Source organism: Intestinirhabdus alba, from assembly GCF_009711095.1.
GTDB classification, from domain to species: Bacteria; Pseudomonadota; Gammaproteobacteria; order Enterobacterales; family Enterobacteriaceae; genus Intestinirhabdus; species Intestinirhabdus alba.
Genome location: NZ_WMJZ01000005.1, coordinates 76068 through 90985, shown reverse-complemented (window position 1 = coordinate 90985; position 14918 = coordinate 76068). Strand labels below are relative to the sequence as shown.

Sequence of the window (14918 nt, the reverse complement as noted above, 5' to 3'; positions counted from 1 at the left end):
CCTTGACGTTTGACAGGACCGTTATGTTTACATTATTGACCAACGCTCGCGTCTTTTCTCCTGAGGACGCCGGGCTCTGCTCCCTACTTCTTTATGCCGATCGCATTGTGGCGGTGGAAAAAGAGATCTCACTTTTTAATGACGTCACCGAAACCATCGATTGCCGGGGAAAATGGGTTATCCCCGGGCTTATCGATCAGCATGTGCACCTCACCGGCGGCGGCGGCGAGGCCGGTTTTGCCAGCCGGACCCCCGCCGTTAAGCTGCGCGACCTGATCGAAGCCGGAATTACTACCGTCGTCGGGGTGCTGGGCACCGATGCGATTTCGCGTTCGCCCAAAGATCTCTACGCTAAAATGCAGTCGCTGAATCTGGAAGGGCTGCGCGCCTTTATGCACACCGGCGCTTACGCCGTTCCCAGCCCGACCATTACCCGCTCGGTGCGCGACGATATAACCTTCATTCCCGCCATACTGGGCGTCAAAATCGCGCTGGCCGATCATCGCGGATCGTACCCTACTTTGCAGGAGCTGCTGCGGCTGATCAGCGATATCCGGGTCGCCTCGCTGCTGGCCGGAAAAAAAGGGCTGCTGCACGTTCATCTCGGCAATCTGCCGGAAGGCATGTCCCAGCTCAACGCGCTGTGCGACGCCGGAATTCCGATCCACCATATTTCACCGACCCACGTGGCGAGAACCGAGGCGCTATTTGCGCAGGCCATCGATTTCGCCCGCCGGGGCGGCCATATTGACGTAACCTCCGGCGGCAGCCGCTTTATGCCGCAGGAGGAGGCTATCCGCAACGCGCTGGAAGCGCAGGTTCCCGCCGATCGTATTACCATTAGCTCCGACGGCAACGGCAGCGTACCGCGTTTCAACGCTCAGGGCATAGTGGAAGGGTTAAGCGCAGCGCCGGTATCGGGTAACCTTCAGCTTCTGCCGCGGCTGATCGACGCCGGGATCGCCGTTCCCCAGGCGGTGGCGATGATGACCGCCAACGTCGCACAGTCGCTGGGTATCTCCGGCGGGGTGCTGGCCGCGGGTGAACGTGCCGACATCTGCGTGCTTAATGACGATCTCTCCCTGGCCCATCTGTTCGCCGCCGGCAAGCAGGTGCTACGCGACGGCGAATGCCTGATCAACGGCAACTTCGGTTAAGGGGGCGATAATGTCATTGCTACTGGCGCTGATCGCCATTCTGTTTGCCGGACGCCTGATCCTGCAAAAATATCACCCCCAGTCGGTGCTGCTGCTGACCGGCATCATTCTGCTGCTTATCGCCCACTTCAGCGGCTGGACGACCCTCAGCGGCATGGTGAAAAAGAGTACCGGCTTCGGCCCCTTTGACGTCTTTGAGTTTATTCGCGATACGCTGAGCATCCGCCTCGGCGGGCTTGGGCTGCAAATCATGCTGATCGGCGGTTTTGCCACCTGGATGTCGGCCATTGGCGCAAGCCAGGTGCTGGTGCGGGTAACCTCGCGCCCGCTACAGCGCCTGAACTCGCCTTATCTTCTGCTGGGGCTGGCGCTGCTGCTGGGGCAGTTCCTGTCGCTGTTTATCAGCAGCGCAACGGGGCTGGGGCTACTGCTGATGGCCACCCTCTACCCGCTGCTCACCCGCCTTGGCTGCAGCCGCGCGGCCGTGGCGGCGGTGATCGCCAGCACCTGCGCGGTGGAGTTTGGCCCGGGCTCGGGCAACTCCGTGCTGGCTGCCAAAACGGCGGGCATGGAGGTGGTAAACTACTTTGTGCAGGATCAGCTGCCGATCGTCATCCCGACGATCCTGTTTATTGCCCTGTTGCACATCGTTGTTCAGCGTTTCTTCGATAGCCGTGAAAAAGAGGAGGCACCGTCGCCGCAGGCCCTGCAGCTGACGCCGGACGACAATCAGCAGGCCCCCATCGCCTGGCTGTTCCTGCCGATGCTGCCGCTGGTACTGATGCTGTTATGCAGCAAGCTGCTGTTCAGTTCGCTGAAAATCACCCTCGACACGGCGGTACTGATAAGCCTCGCCGTGACGCTGATCTGCGAATATTTGCGCCACCGGAACGCGCGCAAAGTGATGGCTGGCATTCAGAAGGTCTTCGACAGCATGGGCAGCGTGTTCGCCACCGTCGTCACGCTGATCGTTGCAGGTGAAGTTTTTTCCGCCGGGCTAAAAGCGATAGGCGCAGTGGATGCGCTGCTCTCTCTGTCCGGCGAATTTGGTCTTAGCGCAGCCTCCATCGTGCTGCTGATGACCCTGATTACCTTCGCTATCTCTGCGCTGATGGGGTCCGGCAACGCGGCCTTCTTCTCCTTCGCGCCGATGGTACCGGATATCAGCCGCCACATCGGCAGCGACGTTGCGGTGATGATGCTGCCGATCCAGCTGTCGGCCGGCATTGGCCGGACGCTGTCGCCCATCGCCGGGGTCATTATTGCTATCGCCGGGATCGCGGGCATTTCGCCGGTCGACATCGTTAAGCGTACCGCCATTCCGATGCTGGGCGGCTGGCTGCTGATGATCGCCCTGACGTTCGCCCGCTCCGGGCATCTGCTGGCGGTATTGCCGTGGCTGGCTATCTTCCTGCTGCTGCTGGTTAGCGGATACATCTGGCGCTGCAGACGCAGGCAGACGCTCTCAGCCTCATAAAAAAGGCCGGGGTCGCGCTGACTCCGGCCTTTACCGCGCGAGAAAAGGGGCTACGCCGCTTTTACCGCGTCCGCAATACGATGGGCGAACGCCGTCACCTGCGCTTCGTCTTCACCTTCCACCATCACCCGAATAAGCGGCTCAGTGCCGGATTTGCGCAGCAGTACGCGGCCGCGCGCGCCGAGCGCTTCCTCCACTTCGGCCGTCACCGCTTTCACGGTTTCACTCTCCAGCGGATCGCCGTTGCCCGCCGTAAAGCGGACGTTAACCAGAATCTGCGGGAACATTTTCATGCCGCTGCACAGATCGTGCAGGCTCATATGGTTGCGCACCATCGCCGCCAGTACCTGCAGGCCCGCCACAATGCCGTCGCCGGTGGTGGTTTTATCCAGCAGGATCACATGACCTGAGTTTTCCGCGCCAATGCGCCAGCCTTTTTCCTGCAGTTTTTCCAGCACGTAGCGGTCGCCAACCTTTGCGCGGGCAAAAGGGATGCCCAGCTGCTTCAGCGCCAGCTCCAGCCCCATATTGCTCATCAGCGTCCCCACCGCCCCGCCGCGCAGTTGCCCCTGACGCAGCCCTTCGCGGGCAATGATATACATGATTTGATCGCCGTCGACCCGGTTACCCTCATGATCAACCATAATGACGCGGTCGCCGTCGCCATCGAAGGCGATGCCCAGATCGGCTTTTTCCGCCACCACGCGCGCCTGTAGCGCCCGGACATCGGTCGCCCCGACCTCCTCATTGATGTTGACGCCGTTTGGCTCGCAGCCGATGGCTATCACCTTTGCCCCCAGCTCGCGCAGCACGTTCGGCGCAATGTGATAGGTCGCGCCGTTGGCGCAGTCCACCACGATCTTCAGCTCGCTCAGACTCAGCTCATTGGGGAAGGTCGCCTTGCAAAATTCAATATAGCGACCCGCGGCATCGACAATGCGGCTGGCCTTACCCAGCTCGGCGGAGTCCACGCAGGTCAGCTCTTTTTCCATTTCGGCCTCAATGGCCTCTTCCACCGCGTCCGGCAGTTTGGTGCCATCGATGGAGAAAAATTTTATGCCGTTGTCATAAAACGGATTATGAGAAGCGGAGATGACAATTCCCGCCTCCGCCCGGAAGGTGCGGGTCAGATAGGCTACCGCCGGCGTCGGCATCGGACCGGTGAATGAGGCGGACAGCCCCGCCGCCGCCAGCCCCGCCTCCAGCGCGGACTCCAGCATATAGCCGGAGATGCGCGTGTCCTTGCCAATAATAATTTTGCGCGAACCATGACGCGCCAGCACTTTTCCTGCCGCCCAGCCCAGCTTAAGCACAAAATCAGGGGTAATCGGCGCTTCGCCTACGCGACCGCGGATCCCGTCGGTGCCAAAATATTTACGGTTACTCATAGCGTTTATTTTCCTTTGCCGACAGCGTGGCTTCCACCACGCGCATCACTTCTACGGTTTCTTTGACATCGTGGACGCGAATAATCTGCGCCCCCTGCATGGCGGCAATCACCGCACAGGCAAGGCTACCGCTCAGGCGCGCGGACGGCCCCACATTCAGGAGCTGCCCGATCATCGACTTGCGCGACATTCCTGCCAGCAGCGGCAGATTAAAATGATGAAACTCAGATAAACGCGCCAGTAATGTATAGTTGTGGGAGAGATTTTTACCGAAACCAAATCCCGGGTCGAGCAACAATTTCTCTTTTGCGATACCGGCTCTTTCACATCGCGCAATCTGTTCACTAAAGTAGCGATTAACCTCAGCGAACACGTCGTCATACGCTGGTGCCTCCTGCATGGTCTTCGGCTGGCCCTGCATATGCATCAGGCATACTGGCAGTCCCGTTTCCGCTGCCGCCTCCAGCGCGCCGGGTTCAGAGAGTGAGCGAATATCGTTAATGATGTGAGCGCCCACCCTTGCTGATTCGCGGATAACCTCTGGCTTTGAGGTATCAACGGAGATCCAGATTTCAAAACGTCGGGCGATAGCTTCCACCACCGGGATCACCCGCTGCAGCTCCTCTTCCACGCTTACTTCCGCTGCGCCGGGTCGCGTCGATTCCCCGCCGACGTCGATAATGGTCGCCCCGGCGTTAATCATCAGGTTGGCATGGGTCACGGCATCCGTCAGCGAATGATGCGCGCCACCGTCGGAGAAAGAGTCTGGGGTGACATTGAGGATCCCCATGACGTGTGGGTGAGAGAGGTCAAGAATTGCTCCCTGAGCGTGTAATTGCATATGGTTTCTATCCGCTATTGTTTTGTACAACTGTAATAGGGGCACCGTGATTCTTGTACTGCTTTGTAGACCCTGTTTCTGACATCATTAAACACTCCCTGACTCTGAATGTCTTCAGCATCCTCTACTTCACTGTCATTTTGGGAAGTATAAAAATAATCAAAGATGGAGCGTATAACGACAGGCCTGTCTTTACTCAATAGCCGAATACGATCGGCCAGATTACGCATTCTTCTGTCCGCTTCGTGTAATTTCGCCGCATCGACAGAGATGATTTCCTGAGTGAATACCGCTTTGTATAGCTGCTCACGGGCTTCACAAAAATCTTTTACAATGCCTAATCTGCGTTGTTCTTCTTTGTCAGGATAGATCTGCTCTAAATCCGCGACCAGCAAGCGGCATTGCGCAAAATCGTTAAGCAGACGCTTCTCAATCCAGCGAATATCAAAGTTATCAGACAAATCACGGCGATTGCATGATTTGAGATTTAGCGTTGCGGTAGCAAGTTGCGTTTGGATGCATGTATCCAGATCATTCAATCCCCCCATGACCGATGCACTATCACCCAGTCCTGCCATTCTCAAAATGTTAATCACTTTTACCGCTTTTACCTGGCCTGCCCCACCGGGAACAGAAAAATGGTTATAAACTCCCCATAACCCAGCTATCGATAAGGCGAATATGCCACCAGACATGGCTGCGGTTAACATACGATTAGCTTGCCAGACGCGTGAGACAAGAACAACGGCACCTCCAGAGACAAAGCCAAACACCAGCCCGCCAAGGTGTGCCATATTATCCAGAGGCAGAAACATGCCAGCCCCGAAGGTCAGTAGCAGACTCATCAGTAAATTTTTAACCGGGAGGTTTTGAATATTTCGCGTGACAGCGGCATAAGCAAGAAAAGCCCCCGCAAGTCCAATAATAGCAGCAGATGCGCCGCAACTGACAATCTGAGTAGTAGAGTAATACACCGCACTAAGCAATCCGCCTGAAACGCCAGAAAGCAGATAAATAGCAAGATACGTGGCTCTGGGGATATACCTCTCGAGTACACTACCAATCGACCAAAGCGCCAGCATATTCATTGTCAGGTGTACTATTCCCGCATGTACAAACTGGCTGCTGAGCAGACGCCAGTATTCTCCGGAAAACGTCAGAGCGGAAATGTTACCACCCCAGTTAATCAGGTATGAACCCTGGGCCAGGGTATCCAAAAATCGTATGTCATAAAAACCCGGAACGCTAAAAGCGATGATGTTCATCACGATCAGTATTAGCGTCACCCTGGCTTGCAGCAAGGCCGCGACCAGACATCCCTGTAGTTTCATTTTCATCCTTATTAAACATAAAAATTGACTCAATACGATACCATGAATGAACAACGTTGCAGTCCAAAATACCGGGACAGAGAGTACTGGAATGACACCGGGGATTGAAGAAAGAGCAAAAAAAAGGCCGCAACATATACCGTTACGGCCTCATGGATGTTTCCCGACTGGCACACGTGCCGACAGGAGCAATGTCTTCTTATTTGTCGCCTAACTGCTCTGACATGGTATTACCCGGGTTCGGCGTGCGCGGTTCATCAACCGGGCGCGGCGCGCGAGGCGTACCGTTGTTGTCAGAGTTGTTGGACGCGCCTGGTTCTTCCCAGCCGGCGGGCGGGCGAACGTCGCGACGAGCCATCAGGTCGTCGATCTGCGGCGCATCAATGGTTTCATACTTCATAAGCGCATCTTTCATCGCGTGCAGAATGTCCATATTGTCGTTCAGCAGCTGACGGGCGCGATTATAGTTACGCTCAATCAGAGATTTCACTTCCTGATCGATAATGCGCGCGGTCTCGTCGGACATATGCTTCGCCTTCGCCACGGAACGGCCGAGGAACACTTCGCCCTCTTCTTCCGCGTACAGGAGCGGGCCGAGTTTGTCCGAGAAGCCCCACTGGGTCACCATGTTACGCGCCAGGTTGGTGGCAACCTTGATGTCATTGGACGCGCCGGTAGAGACATGCTCCGGACCGTAGATGATCTCTTCCGCCAGACGACCGCCGTACAGCGTGGAGATCTGGCTTTCCAGCTTCTGACGGCTGGCGCTGATCGCGTCGCCTTCAGGCAGGAAGAAGGTGACGCCCAGCGCCCGGCCGCGCGGAATAATCGTAACCTTGTGCACCGGATCGTGTTCCGGCACCAGGCGACCGATAATCGCATGGCCCGCTTCGTGATAGGCCGTAGACTCTTTCTGCGCTTCCGTCATCACCATGGAGCGACGTTCCGCGCCCATCATGATTTTGTCTTTCGCTTTCTCGAACTCCACCATCGACACGACGCGCTTGTTGCCGCGGGCGGCAAATAGCGCCGCTTCGTTGACCAGGTTCGCCAGATCGGCACCGGAGAAGCCCGGCGTGCCGCGTGCAATAATCGCCGCGTCAATATCCGGTGCCAGCGGTACGCGACGCATATGGACCTTCAGAATTTGCTCACGACCGCGAACGTCCGGCAGACCAACCACCACCTGGCGGTCAAAGCGGCCAGGACGCAGCAACGCCGGGTCAAGCACGTCCGGGCGGTTCGTCGCCGCAATGACGATGATGCCTTCGTTGCCTTCAAAGCCGTCCATTTCAACCAGCATCTGGTTCAGCGTCTGCTCACGTTCATCATGACCGCCGCCCAGGCCTGCGCCACGCTGGCGGCCCACGGCGTCGATTTCATCGATAAAAATGATGCACGGTGCCGCTTTTTTGGCCTGTTCGAACATGTCGCGCACGCGGGATGCGCCCACGCCGACGAACATTTCCACGAAGTCAGAGCCGGAAATGGTAAAGAACGGCACCTTCGCTTCGCCAGCGATCGCTTTCGCCAGCAGGGTTTTACCGGTCCCCGGCGGGCCGACCATCAGCACGCCTTTCGGAATTTTACCGCCCAGCTTCTGGAAGCGGCTCGGCTCGCGCAGGTATTCAACCAGCTCAGCAACCTCTTCTTTTGCTTCGTCACAGCCTGCGACGTCGGCAAAGGTGGTCTTGATCTGATCTTCCGTCAGCATACGCGCCTTGCTCTTACCGAACGACATAGCACCTTTGCCGCCGCCGCCCTGCATCTGACGCATAAAGAAGATCCACACGCCAATCAGCAGCAGCATCGGGAACCAGGAGATGAAGATTGAAGCCAACATACTCTGCTCTTCAGGCGGCTCACCGACAACCTTCACGTTTTTCGTCAGCAGGTTATCAAGCAGTTTGGGATCGTTAACCGGGATGTAGGTCGTGTAACGGTTACTATCTTTCTTGGTAACGTTGATCTCACGTCCATTGATACGCGCCTCACGAACCTGGTCCTGATTGACCTCTTGCAGGAAGGTTGAATAATCAACCTTACGACCGTTAGACTCGCTGGGCCCAAAGCTCTGGAATACTGACATCAGCACAACGGCTATGACCAGCCAGAGTATTAGGTTTTTCGCCATGTCACTCAAGGGATTAACCTCTTATTACAACTGTGTTAAAAACAGCGTCAGGATACTCTATATCCAGTTTCTTTCAAACCTTCGTCTGAAATCTGCCAGCTATGATTTTCGCCCGGTCGCTACAATATACACTTCGCGTGAACGCGCACGCGAAGAGTCCGGCTTACGAACTTTTACTTTCGTAAACAGGGAGCGAATTTCCCTTAGATACTCATCGAAACCTTCGCCCTGGAACACCTTCACTACAAAACTGCCGCCCGGTGCCAGCACATCACGACACATTTCTAACGCCAGCTCCACCAGATACATGGCGCGGGGGATATCCACCGCCGGCGTTCCGCTCATGTTTGGTGCCATATCGGACATAACAACCTGAACCTTGCTGTCGCCCACACGTTCCAGCAGCGCCTTCATGACTAGTTCATCACGAAAATCGCCCTGAAGAAAGTCCACACCAACGATAGGATCCATAGGTAGAAGATCGCAAGCGATAATACGGCCTTTGCCGCCGATCTGCGTTACCACATACTGCGACCAGCCGCCTGGCGCGGCACCAAGGTCGACAACCGTCATCCCCGGCTTAAAAATTTTGTCACTTTGCTGTATTTCATCAAGTTTAAACCAGGCGCGGGAACGCAACCCTTTTTTCTGTGCCTGTTGAACATATTTATCGCTAAAGTGTTCCTGAAGCCAGCGGCTTGAGCTGGAAGAACGCTTTTTACCTGTCATTTAACTTTCCCATCGGGATGGTTCATCGTAGCCCGGGCGTAAATTTTTACGCGCCCGTTTGGTGATAGATGGGAGATGGCGGTAGAATGACCCGTTTTCAATCCCAACGTAAGCAAAATATACGATGAATCTGAGTACTAAACAAAAACAGCACCTGAAAGGTCTGGCACATCCGCTCAAGCCGGTCGTTCTGCTTGGCAGTAATGGTTTGACCGAAGGGGTACTAGCCGAGATCGAACAAGCGTTAGAACACCATGAGCTTATCAAGGTGAAAATCGCCTCAGAGGACAGAGAAACCAAAACCCTGATCGTGGAGGCTATCGTACGCGAAACCGGTGCCTGTAACGTACAGGTCATCGGAAAAACGCTGGTGCTTTATCGTCCGACAAAAGAACGTAAAATCTCGCTGCCGCGCTAAAGGATATCCTGGAGTCGCACACAGACTCTGTGCAAAACGCGCGGTTTTCCGCAGGCAGGAGAGCAAAATGCCACGCTCTCTCCGTTGATAAAAGGCCGCTATGCGGCCTTTTTCCTTTCTTTACACTGACTCAGCGCGTTGGACAGCTCGATTTGGCTTACAGGTATTCCACCTTCAGCACCTCATACTCTACTTCGCCGCCCGGTGTTTTAATGACCACCACGTCGTCCACCTCTTTACCAATCAGGCCGCGGGCGATAGGCGAGTTGACGGAAATGAGGTTCTGTTTGAAGTCCGCCTCATCATCGCCGACGATGCGCCAGGTCTGTTCTTCATCGCTATCAAGGTTCAGCACGGTGACGGTTGCGCCAAAAATCACCCGCCCGTTATCCGGCATTTTAGTGACGTCGATTACCTGGGCATTAGACAGCTTCGCCTCAATATCTTTAATGCGTCCTTCGCAGAATCCCTGCTGCTCGCGCGCCGCGTGATACTCCGCGTTCTCTTTCAGATCGCCATGCTCACGCGCTTCCGCAATGGCGGCAATAATTTCAGGACGGCGCACGGATTTTAAGTAATCCAGCTCTTCGCGCAGTTTTTCTGCACCTTGTAAGGTCATCGGAATCGCTTGCATTGGGTATACCTCTTTAACTTTCCTGTAGGGGGCAATAGCCTTGCCCCGGCTGCTAAGCCTGCCCCGGTAGGTGGTCAGGCCAGGACCAGAAGCAAAAAAATACCGACCCGGGCACAAAGTCCCGGGCCAGCTACAATTCACATTTTGATCCCCATTTTACCCTGGAGTTCCCTGGGGGTCATCGTTTACTTTTTGGTGCATTGCGCCTTAGTATGAGCGCCTGTTTCCAGGCTGTTAGCGCGAGATTATGCGATTTTCCAGATTTATCATCGGATTGACGACCAGTATAGCGTTCGGCGCTCAGGCCGCGAACGTTGACGAGTACATCAACCAGCTTCCTGCGGGAGCCAACCTCACTTTCGTGGTACAAAAAATTGGTGCCCCCGCCCCGGCGATTGAGTATCACAGCCAGCAGATGGCGCTGCCCGCCAGCACGCAAAAGGTGATCACGGCCCTGGCGGCGCTCATTCAGCTCGGCCCGGACTTTCGCTTCACCACCGCCCTGGAGACGAAGGGCCGCGTGGAGAACGGCGTATTGAAAGGCGACCTTATAGCGCGATTTGGTGCCGATCCGACGTTAAAACGACAGGATCTGCGCAATATGGTGGCGACGCTGAAAAAATCGGGCGTGACGCAAATCGCCGGCAATGTGCTTATCGATACCTCCATTTTCGCCAGCCACGATAAAGCGCCAGGCTGGCCCTGGAACGATATGACCCAGTGCTTTAGCGCGCCGCCTGCCGCAGCTATTGTTGATCGCAACTGCTTTTCGATCTCGCTCTATAGCGCGCAAAAACCGAACGATTTAGCGTTTATCCGCGTGGCGTCTTACTACCCGGTAACCCTGTTCAGCCAGGTCCGCACGCTGGCCCGCGGCTCGGCGGAGGCGCAGTATTGCGAGCTGGACGTGGTGCCCGGCGATCTCAACCGCTATACCCTGACCGGCTGTCTGCCCCAGCGGGCCGAGCCGCTGCCGCTGGCCTTCGCCATCCAGGACGGTGCTGGCTACGCCGGAGCCATCCTGAAGGATGAGTTAAAGCAGGCCGGTATCACCTGGAGCGGCACGCTGCTTCGCCAGACCCAGGTCAACGAGCCGGGCACGACGATCGCCAGCCGGCAATCGGCCCCCCTTCACGACCTGCTTAAGATTATGCTGAAAAAGTCGGACAATATGATTGCCGACACCGTTTTCCGTATGATCGGCCACGCGCGGTTTAACGTGCCGGGAACCTGGCGAGCCGGATCCAACGCCGTCCGCCAGATCCTGCGCCAGCAGGCCGGGATCGATATTGGCAATACCATTATCGCCGACGGCTCCGGGCTTTCTCGCCATAATCTGATCGCCCCGGCAACCATGCTGCAGGTGCTGCAATATATCGCCCAGCACGATAACGAGCTGAACTTTATCTCGATGCTGCCGCTGGCGGGCTATGACGGCTCGCTGCAGTACCGGGCGGGCCTGCATCAGGCGGGCGTGGACGGCAAGGTATCGGCCAAGACGGGGTCGCTGCAGGGGGTCTACAACCTGGCGGGATTCATTACCACCGCCAGCGGGCAGCGAATGGCTTTCGTACAGTATCTCTCCGGTTACGCCGTGCCGCCGGCCGACCAGCGCAACCGGCGCATTCCGCTGGTGCGCTTTGAAAGCCGACTGTACAGGGATATCTACCAAAACAATTAGATCCGGTGCGCTTTGAGCCGGTCAGATAAGGATATCGGCCAGAATAACCAGGTCAACCGGCACGCTGACGCCAGAAACACCAACCCCGGCATGATAGCCGGGGTTGGATTGGGCTTAACGCTTGTAGATGAACTCGACGCCCTCTTCGTCGTCCTCGTCCCAGTCGTCATCCCACTCATCTTCCGCTTCGTCTTCCACTTCCGCAAGCTGCTGACGATGATAATCGTCCCACATGAACTCAACCTTCTCCGGCTGCGTCGCCTCTTCAGCCTGGGCAACGGGGTTTTCAATGATAAACGTCATCACATCCCAGCAGAGATCCTTCACGCCCAACTGGCTGGCGGCGGAGATCAGATAATATTTATCGTCCCAGCCCAGCGCTTCGGCAATCGCCCGGGCTTTCTCTTCCGCTTCGGCTTTGTCCAGCAGGTCAATCTTGTTAAACACCAGCCAGCGCGGTTTAGCGGCCAGCGCCTGGCTATATTTTTCCAGCTCGCCGATGATGATGCGCGCATTTTCAACCGGATCGGAACCATCAATCGGATCGATATCGATCAGGTGCAGCAGTACGCGACAGCGCTCCAGGTGCTTCAGAAAACGGATCCCCAGCCCCGCGCCCTCCGCCGCGCCTTCAATCAGGCCCGGAATATCAGCGACCACAAAGCTCTTTTCGCTGTCCATACGCACCACGCCGAGGCTCGGCACCAGGGTGGTGAACGGATAGTCGGCCACCTTCGGCTTCGCGGCGGAGACCGCACGAATGAAGGTTGATTTACCGGCGTTCGGCATCCCCAGCATCCCTACGTCCGCCAGCAGCATCAGCTCCAGCAGCAGGTCGCGCTTATCGCCCGGCGTTCCCATGGTTTTCTGACGCGGGGTGCGGTTAACCGAAGACTTGAAGCGGGTGTTGCCCAGGCCATGCCAGCCGCCTTTGGCCACCATCAGGCGCTGACCGTGTTTGGTCATATCGCCCATGGTTTCGCCGGTTCCCTGGTCGATGACGCGCGTCCCCACAGGCACTTTAATGGTGACATCTTTTCCTCGCTTGCCGGTGCAGTCGCGGCTCGCGCCGTTCTGGCCGCGCTCGGCGCGGAACGACTTCTCGAAGCGGTAGTCGATCAGAGTATTGAGGTTTTCGTCCGCCTCAAGCCATACGTCGCCGCCGTCGCCGCCGTCGCCGCCGTCCGGGCCACCTTTTGGAATATACTTCTCACGGCGGAAGCTGACGCAGCCGTTACCGCCATCGCCTGCAACGACCAGAATCGATGCTTCATCAACAAACTTCATTTTACTCTCCGTAAATCATTCGCCTGAGCGGGGCTGCGAGACCACCGTTTCATGCTTGCGTAAACCGCCCCAAATACGATGACCAATGGCGGAATACATTGCGCCCGCAACCACGACAAATGCACCGAGATAACCCAACAGGTTTAGCATCGGTCTGGTGAAGAAATCGGGCCAGGCCACAGATAATAGATCTGAAAATAACAGCGTAAACAGCGGCGTAAGCGTAACAATCGCGCTCACCTGCGCCGCCTGCCAGCGCGCCATCGCCTCCGCCAGCGCACCATATCCAACCAGGGTGTTAAGGCCGCAGAAAAACAGACACGCAAGCTGCCAGTCGCTCAACTGCGCTATCAGCCCCGGCTCCGCCAACGGCAACAGCGCTATCGTACATAAAGTGTACAGTAAAAACAGGATCTGCTGTGACGCCAGACGCCGCAATAACACCTTTTGCGCGACGCCGTAGCTCACCCAAACCGACGCCGCCGCGACCCCGAAAATCACCCCCCAGGTGTAATCGGTCAGGCGGGTAAAAATCTCAATCAGGCTGGTATTAAAAAACAGCACCAGGCCGCAGAGGAGCATCAGCGCGCCGACCACCTGCGTCCCGCGCATTTTCTCTTTCAGTATCACCACGCTGGCGGCCATCATTCCGACCGGCGACAGCTGGCCAATCACCTGCGAAGCGGTGGGGCTTAAGTATTGCAGCGAAGAGCTGAACAGCACGAAATTACCAAAAAGCCCGCCGGTGGCGATGGCCAGCAGCGCCAGCCAGCGCGGTCTGCGGAAAATATGCAGCGGCGGCAGCTTTCGTTTAACCGTCAGAATCACCCCAAGGCCGATACTGGCGATCAAAAACCGATAAAAGACGATGTCGGGAGGAGCCATTACCTCCAGCACCTGCTTCATTGCAATTGGCAAGGCTCCCCAGCACATCGCGGTGGTCAGCGCCAAAAGAATTCCAATGCCCGCCTGCTGCTTCATGACGTATTCCCTGCGGTCCGGATATGCCTGGGTCATGCCCCGTCTGCCGGCCGTCGAATGTAAAAAGCCCCGCAACAGGTGCGGGGCTTCAATCCGTTACCGGACCACGAAAAACTTACTCAGCAACGATGCTGATGTACTTACGGTTGTTCGGGCCTTTAACTTCGAATTTCACTTTGCCGTCTGCCTTAGCAAACAGAGTGTGGTCACGTCCGCAGCCTACGTTAGTGCCTGCGTGGAATTTGGTGCCACGCTGACGAACGATGATGCTGCCCGCCAGAACGCTTTCACCGCCGAAACGCTTAACGCCCAGGCGTTTAGCTTCTGAATCGCGACCGTTACGAGTGGAGCCGCCAGCCTTTTTATGTGCCATTTAAATCTCTCCTCAGGTCTTAGGCGCTGATGCCGGTAATTTTTACATCAGTGAACCACTGACGATGACCCTGCTGCTTACGATAGTGTTTGCGACGACGAAACTTAACGATTTTAACTTTCTCGCCACGACCGTGAGCAACAACCTCAGCTTTGATTACGCCGCCATCAACGAAAGGAACGCCGATTTTGACTTCTTCACCGTTTGCGATCATCAGCACTTCAGCGAATTCAACAGTTTCGCCGGTTGCGATGTCCAGCTTTTCCAGGCGAACGGTCTGACCTTCGCTTACTCGGTGTTGTTTACCACCACTTTGGAAAACCGCGTACATAAAAAACTCCGCTTCCGCGCACGCCTTTTCAATAATTCAGAGTGCGCTATAAATATTCACAATAGGGCGCGAATATTACGCAAAACGCGAGCCTTTGACAAGAGCTACCAGCGATACATGAAGAAAAAAAACACAACGTGTAAGGTAACGTTTATC

The 14918-nt window shown here is 56.3% G+C and carries 14 protein-coding genes; 4 read left to right on the top strand and 10 right to left on the bottom strand.

The genetic code is table 11. The features are described from left to right. The first annotated feature begins 23 nt into the window (after positions 1-23). Both iadA and dcuC read left to right on the top strand, forming a co-directional pair. Positions 24-1157 carry a beta-aspartyl-peptidase gene (gene iadA, locus GJV78_RS05350; protein ID WP_155107352.1) on the top strand — a complete coding sequence of 378 codons (1134 nt, stop codon included), beginning with the start codon at positions 24-26 and terminating at the stop codon, positions 1155-1157. Between the two features lie 10 nt (positions 1158-1167). Then, positions 1168-2634, top strand: coding sequence for a C4-dicarboxylate transporter DcuC (gene dcuC, locus GJV78_RS05345; protein ID WP_155107351.1), 1467 nt, complete (start codon positions 1168-1170; stop codon positions 2632-2634). A gap of 50 nt (positions 2635-2684) precedes the next feature. On the opposite strand, the gene glmM is transcribed toward dcuC, so the two are convergent. The 5 genes from glmM to rlmE form a co-directional block, all read right to left on the bottom strand. Next, on the bottom strand, positions 2685-4022 hold the full coding sequence (gene glmM, locus GJV78_RS05340; protein WP_155107350.1) for a phosphoglucosamine mutase: 1338 nt from the start codon (positions 4020-4022) through the stop codon (positions 2685-2687). Continuing rightward, on the bottom strand, positions 4015-4863 hold the full coding sequence (gene folP, locus GJV78_RS05335) for a dihydropteroate synthase (RefSeq protein WP_155107349.1): 849 nt from the start codon (positions 4861-4863) through the stop codon (positions 4015-4017). Before folP ends, glmM begins: the two co-directional genes overlap by 8 nt. A 14-nt stretch (positions 4864-4877) precedes the next feature. Then, positions 4878-6194, bottom strand: coding sequence for a rhomboid family intramembrane serine protease (locus tag GJV78_RS05330; RefSeq protein ID WP_167519384.1), 1317 nt, complete (start codon positions 6192-6194; stop codon positions 4878-4880). A gap of 199 nt (positions 6195-6393) precedes the next feature. Next, entirely contained in the window at positions 6394-8328 is a 1935-nt protein-coding gene (ftsH, locus tag GJV78_RS05325; protein ID WP_155107347.1) for an ATP-dependent zinc metalloprotease FtsH, read from the bottom strand. Positions 8329-8427: 99 nt separating this feature from the next. After that, positions 8428-9057, bottom strand: a complete 630-nt coding sequence (rlmE, locus tag GJV78_RS05320) for a 23S rRNA (uridine(2552)-2'-O)-methyltransferase RlmE (protein WP_155107346.1) — start codon at positions 9055-9057, stop codon at positions 8428-8430. Positions 9058-9181: 124 nt separating this feature from the next. On the opposite strand from rlmE, the gene yhbY reads away from it, so the two are divergent. Beyond that, on the top strand, positions 9182-9475 hold the full coding sequence (gene yhbY, locus GJV78_RS05315) for a ribosome assembly RNA-binding protein YhbY (protein WP_002460990.1): 294 nt from the start codon (positions 9182-9184) through the stop codon (positions 9473-9475). Between the two features lie 157 nt (positions 9476-9632). Here yhbY and greA read toward each other — a convergent pair whose 3' ends face one another. Next, on the bottom strand, positions 9633-10109 hold the full coding sequence (greA, locus tag GJV78_RS05310; protein WP_155107345.1) for a transcription elongation factor GreA: 477 nt from the start codon (positions 10107-10109) through the stop codon (positions 9633-9635). 247 nt (positions 10110-10356) lie between these two features. Here greA and dacB point away from each other — a divergent pair, with 247 nt between their 5' ends. Beyond that, positions 10357-11790 carry a serine-type D-Ala-D-Ala carboxypeptidase gene (dacB, locus tag GJV78_RS05305; protein WP_155107344.1) on the top strand — a complete coding sequence of 478 codons (1434 nt, stop codon included), beginning with the start codon at positions 10357-10359 and terminating at the stop codon, positions 11788-11790. Between the two features lie 114 nt (positions 11791-11904). Here dacB and cgtA read toward each other — a convergent pair whose 3' ends face one another. The 4 genes from cgtA to rplU all read right to left on the bottom strand — a co-directional run bounded on the left by cgtA (position 11905) and on the right by rplU (position 14762). Further along, complete coding sequence (gene cgtA / locus GJV78_RS05300; RefSeq protein WP_155107343.1) at positions 11905-13077, bottom strand: Obg family GTPase CgtA; 1173 nt, start codon at positions 13075-13077, stop codon at positions 11905-11907. Between the two features lie 15 nt (positions 13078-13092). Next, positions 13093-14058 carry a DMT family transporter gene (locus GJV78_RS05295; RefSeq protein WP_155107448.1) on the bottom strand — a complete coding sequence of 322 codons (966 nt, stop codon included), beginning with the start codon at positions 14056-14058 and terminating at the stop codon, positions 13093-13095. 115 nt (positions 14059-14173) lie between these two features. Continuing rightward, positions 14174-14431, bottom strand: coding sequence for a 50S ribosomal protein L27 (rpmA, locus tag GJV78_RS05290; RefSeq protein ID WP_003861831.1), 258 nt, complete (start codon positions 14429-14431; stop codon positions 14174-14176). Positions 14432-14450: 19 nt separating this feature from the next. Continuing rightward, positions 14451-14762, bottom strand: coding sequence for a 50S ribosomal protein L21 (gene rplU / locus GJV78_RS05285; protein ID WP_000271401.1), 312 nt, complete (start codon positions 14760-14762; stop codon positions 14451-14453). Between the last annotated feature and the right edge of the window lie 156 nt (positions 14763-14918).